Annotated in this window: 4 protein-coding genes; 1 reads left to right on the top strand and 3 read right to left on the bottom strand. The window is 52.8% G+C overall.

The features are described 5' to 3' along the window. Positions 1-143 precede the first annotated feature (143 nt). Positions 144-476, bottom strand: a complete 333-nt coding sequence (locus RR877_RS10000; RefSeq protein WP_332628106.1) for an HNH endonuclease — start codon at positions 474-476, stop codon at positions 144-146. A gap of 42 nt (positions 477-518) precedes the next feature. Between RR877_RS10000 and RR877_RS09995 the strand changes: the two genes are divergently transcribed. Beyond that, positions 519-914 carry a hypothetical protein gene (locus RR877_RS09995; RefSeq protein ID WP_332628105.1) on the top strand — a complete coding sequence of 132 codons (396 nt, stop codon included), beginning with the start codon at positions 519-521 and terminating at the stop codon, positions 912-914. Between the two features lie 830 nt (positions 915-1,744). Here the strand turns inward: RR877_RS09995 and RR877_RS09990 are convergent. Both RR877_RS09990 and RR877_RS09985 read right to left on the bottom strand, forming a co-directional pair. Beyond that, positions 1,745-2,377, bottom strand: coding sequence for a recombinase family protein (locus RR877_RS09990; protein ID WP_332628104.1), 633 nt, complete (start codon positions 2,375-2,377; stop codon positions 1,745-1,747). Between the two features lie 221 nt (positions 2,378-2,598). After that, positions 2,599-3,078 (bottom strand): hypothetical protein, encoded by a 480-nt coding sequence (locus tag RR877_RS09985; RefSeq protein ID WP_332628103.1) that lies wholly within the window; start codon positions 3,076-3,078, stop codon positions 2,599-2,601. Between the last annotated feature and the right edge of the window lie 728 nt (positions 3,079-3,806).

The following is a 3,806-nucleotide window of genomic DNA, read 5'->3' as shown; positions in this document are numbered from 1 at the left end:
CATCTTCAGGATGCCATCACAGGGCACGAGACGGGCGGTTCCACAGGTCGGAAGGTTTACACGCATCTGGACATGATCGACCTGAAGGACGCAATCGAACGGCTGTCTTACGGGACTCAGTTGGAGTTGCCCAAGGTGCTAGTTCAGAAGAGGGCCAACTGAGCCGCTGGCGCTGCCAAAGGTCTAGATGCTGGATAGCCCACGAGAGCCCCATGGTGTTCCAGTAACTTCGCCTCACGCCAAGCTATGGCATCCTCTTTGAGCTTGTGACACTTGGTGATCGCCCTGTACATGAAGGTGACCACTGCCTGCCATGTACCGTGGGCGGTCTGGTAAACACCTCTGATCCCCGACTGGGCTCTTACGGGGGCATCACTCATCACGGCCATATCGCTTCCGTTCTGCTGGTGAGTGCCCAGTTCAAGATGGTCAGGATTGACACAAGCTGCATCGCCGCATAGGTGCCGGACAAGCATGCCTTGAGGAATCTCGCCTTTGTGGACGCGGAAGGATGTCCGATGGGCGTGCTGTTCTTTGACACCACCATGGTCGTAGCTGCAGAAGCGGTGGCCGTCCCGATTGCTGGGAGTGCCTTCATGGTTCCAGCAGGGTGTACCAAGTCTGGGGTGCGGCTCAGTCGATTCTGTGACTTTATCCATGAGTCTCTTTCTGGCCTTCTCGTTGTAGGCTTCGAGAGGGGAAACTTCCGGGCTGCTAATGGGCTGGCGCTGGTGGCCTTCTGGGTTAGCTACGCTCACTGGGGTTCTATCGGTTTCCAGTGGGCTGGCTGTGGTTGTGGCTGTAGTTGTTGTGGGCATGGTGGTGCCTCCTTTCTTTGGTTATGTGTGGTCGATCCTTTCAAGCAAGTGATCGGTGGTGGTGGTGTGGAAATGAGAAAAGCTCCCGAGGCGTGAACCTGAGGAGCTGAGAACAAAGGGTGCTGGCAGTGGATGAACTAGAAAGCTGACCCAATGGATGCGCCAATGGCTGGAACACCAGCAATGGGGACAGACGAAGGAAATCTTTTCAGAAATCCACCTTAAGAGTACAAAATCTGTGGCATATAAACCCCCACCTAAAGGGTTTCCAATGGATTCCAATGGACGGAAGGATGTACTACTTGTTGGTTATCTTGTCTACAGGGGATTCTTGTCGGAGTTCTTAAGGAGTGAGCTTTGGTGTGGATCGAAGTGTCGTCCTATTATGTGGGCCAATCGAAAACTCCTCAGTTCGCCTCAGGAGCCACGATCAGAACTCAAGCAAGGCTACCGGCTACCCTACCGGGATACCATTCGGAGTGCTCACGGGGCCGCTACGAAGATTCCAGAAGGCTGAGCCAATGGTTACTCCTCTGGAGCTGAGCACCAGTAAGTAAATCATCATCGGAGGTGCCAAGCCATCAGACCCATGGCCTACGGAGTCCTGTGCTTAACCACACAGCATCACCGAAGGAGCACCTGAGGAGGAGGCTCCATTAGATACTTCCAGTTGATACTCCAAAGGATATATATCTAACGGAGGTCCCCCTTCTATTATGTGGTTTAATTGCTAACCCGCATGGGCAAACGATTCATTGCTCCCATAATCATAGTGTTTAGACCTCCGGACTTCATCCTAAAAGTTAGGTAATGAAAGCACCTACAGATCACCAAAAGGATTGTGAGCAGACAGACCCTGAGTGAAACCTCCAGGAGCCGCGATCAGGGCTCAACCCAGGCCACCTACGAGCAACACCATCAAGCGCTTACAGGGCCTTTACGTGGGCTGGCGCTGGTTGTGGTTGATTCGCATCCCTTGCCCGCATCACCGTCTGCCTACTGGTTCCCATTGCCCTGGCGATTGCAGCCACTGATTCTCCAGCAGCCAGTCGCTTATGGACTTCCTCGGTGTTTCCTTCGGTCAGGCTCTTGGGTCTCCCCAAGGCTTTTCCTTCGGCTATTGCCCGTGAGAGTCCTGCATTGGTGCGCTCAATCAGCAAATCCCGCTCAAACTCAGCAACAGCGGTGATAACACCCATCGTCATCTTCCCTGCTGCGCTCGTGAGGTCCATCCCACCAAGAGCAAGACAGTACACCCTCACGCCATCAGCAGCGAGAGCATCCACAGTCTTCCTCACATCCATGGCATTACGCCCAAGGCGATCCAACTTGGTGACCACAAGGACATCACCAGCTTCCAGCTTGGCAACCAAGGAGGCCCACCCAGGCCGCTCAGAGGCCGCTACGGAGCCGCTGATGGTTTCCTTGATGGCTCGCCTCTGGGACACCTCAAAGCCTGCTGCAGCGATCTCAAGGAGCTGGTTATCAGTGGTCTGGTCTGAGGTAGAGACACGGCAGTAGGCAAAGACTCGGGAAGCTGGCTGGCTCAAGGTGGACATGGGCTCTTCACGTGTACGAATAGGGTGTCCGATATTAACGCCATGTCCATAACAATGCAAGGCTATCTTGTGGACACCCTCAGCAACCCTGTCCATTAACGGTCGATTGTGAACACACAACACTAGACAGTTCTCGCCAGCAGCAACTTCGGCAGGACTCCCTTTCAAGGCCACACAGAAAACCGCTATCGCGCACGTCCATAGCAATGGAACTGCACTGCCTAGCCAGCGCGAGCCTCGCTCTGCTCTACATAGATGGTATCTACCACTGCGGCGAAGAAGTCAGCGTCTGTCATCCGCACATCAGGAATCTCGTATTCAAGTGAAATTGCGATGACCTTCTTGAGAAACAACGAATTAATCTGATTCGTATAAGTCTGCATAAAAACCTCGGAGCTCCGAGCGGCATGTTCTTGGAACTCAACTGAGGTATCGGTTTGGACCTGTAGTGCTTTGAAAATAGAGCTAGCGTGCGCATAGTGGTCTGCACTTGTAATGCCCTGAATGAACAACGCAGCCATTGCGGCCCGTCTCGCATACCCATAGGCCATTTTGTTAAGGGGAGTGCTTGCCATAATCGCCTCGGCTGCCATTCCAAGATCGTCATTGATGTCCCAGAACAAATATCCACTTTTTGTCACCTTGGGCACAATCTCTATGAGGCTCACCTCTTTCGGGGCCATCTTCTTCTTGAAAAACAAGCTTTACTCCTTGGTTGCCGGTTAACCACACAGTCTAGAACAATTCATCTAAACAGCGTTCTTCAGTTCAGAGGCCATCGCCTCCCTCTCCTAACAGCCATCATCTATTCAACCCCATTCGAGGAGCAATTGTGAGTAAAAGACCTATGCGTCAGATTGCGTTTGTAAAGCTATCGCCTCACGGAAAGTCATATGCAATGCGATGTGACCGAACTGACTTTGCGGTTGGAGACGAGGTAGAGGTTCTTATGTTTGCAGGTACTAGCCGCGCCCACTATGACGATGGAGTGATCACAGACATGTCCCATCAACGGTGGGAGTGCGGCTGCCATGTCGTTAATCACGTCAATGAGGTCAAGTACTCCTTGAATGAATCAGAACTTACTAGAGAGGTGATGACAGCGCCCACCCGATTACTGTCACAGTAGGCCTCCCAAGATGACCGGGCGGGGGAACCCACAGAAGCACTCCTTCTGAGGCGACCTCTCAGAATTTTCCTCAAGATTTCATCCAGGAGCTTGTTAGACTCACTATTCACACCGATGTGCTGCTACGGCAAGGTGCTACAAAAGGCGAAAGCTAAGTCATTGAAATCATTCAAGCAGTTGATTCCTAAAGAATCCCTCTTGCTTGTTTCGTGGGCTTCAAACCCGGTGGGGGGCGTCAGCCGCTCCCGGGTTGGTTCGACTCCAGCTGCTTTCCGCCACTCACCTTGCTTTCCCTCTCAG

The sequence above is a fragment of the Aurantimicrobium sp. genome (assembly GCF_036667855.1).
In the GTDB taxonomy this organism is placed as follows: Bacteria; Actinomycetota; Actinomycetes; order Actinomycetales; family Microbacteriaceae; genus Aurantimicrobium.
The sequence above is the reverse complement of the archived record's forward strand: the minus strand, read 5'-3'. Positions and strand labels throughout refer to the sequence as shown.

Coding starts and splice junctions, on each gene's coding strand:
- RR877_RS09995 (WP_332628105.1), top strand. CDS start 519: ATGGGCGTGCTGTTCTTTGACACCACCATGGTCGTAGCTGCAGAAGCG.
- RR877_RS10000 (WP_332628106.1), bottom strand. CDS start 476: ATGCTTGTCCGGCACCTATGCGGCGATGCAGCTTGTGTCAATCCTGAC.
- RR877_RS09990 (WP_332628104.1), bottom strand. CDS start 2,377: ATGTCCACCTTGAGCCAGCCAGCTTCCCGAGTCTTTGCCTACTGCCGT.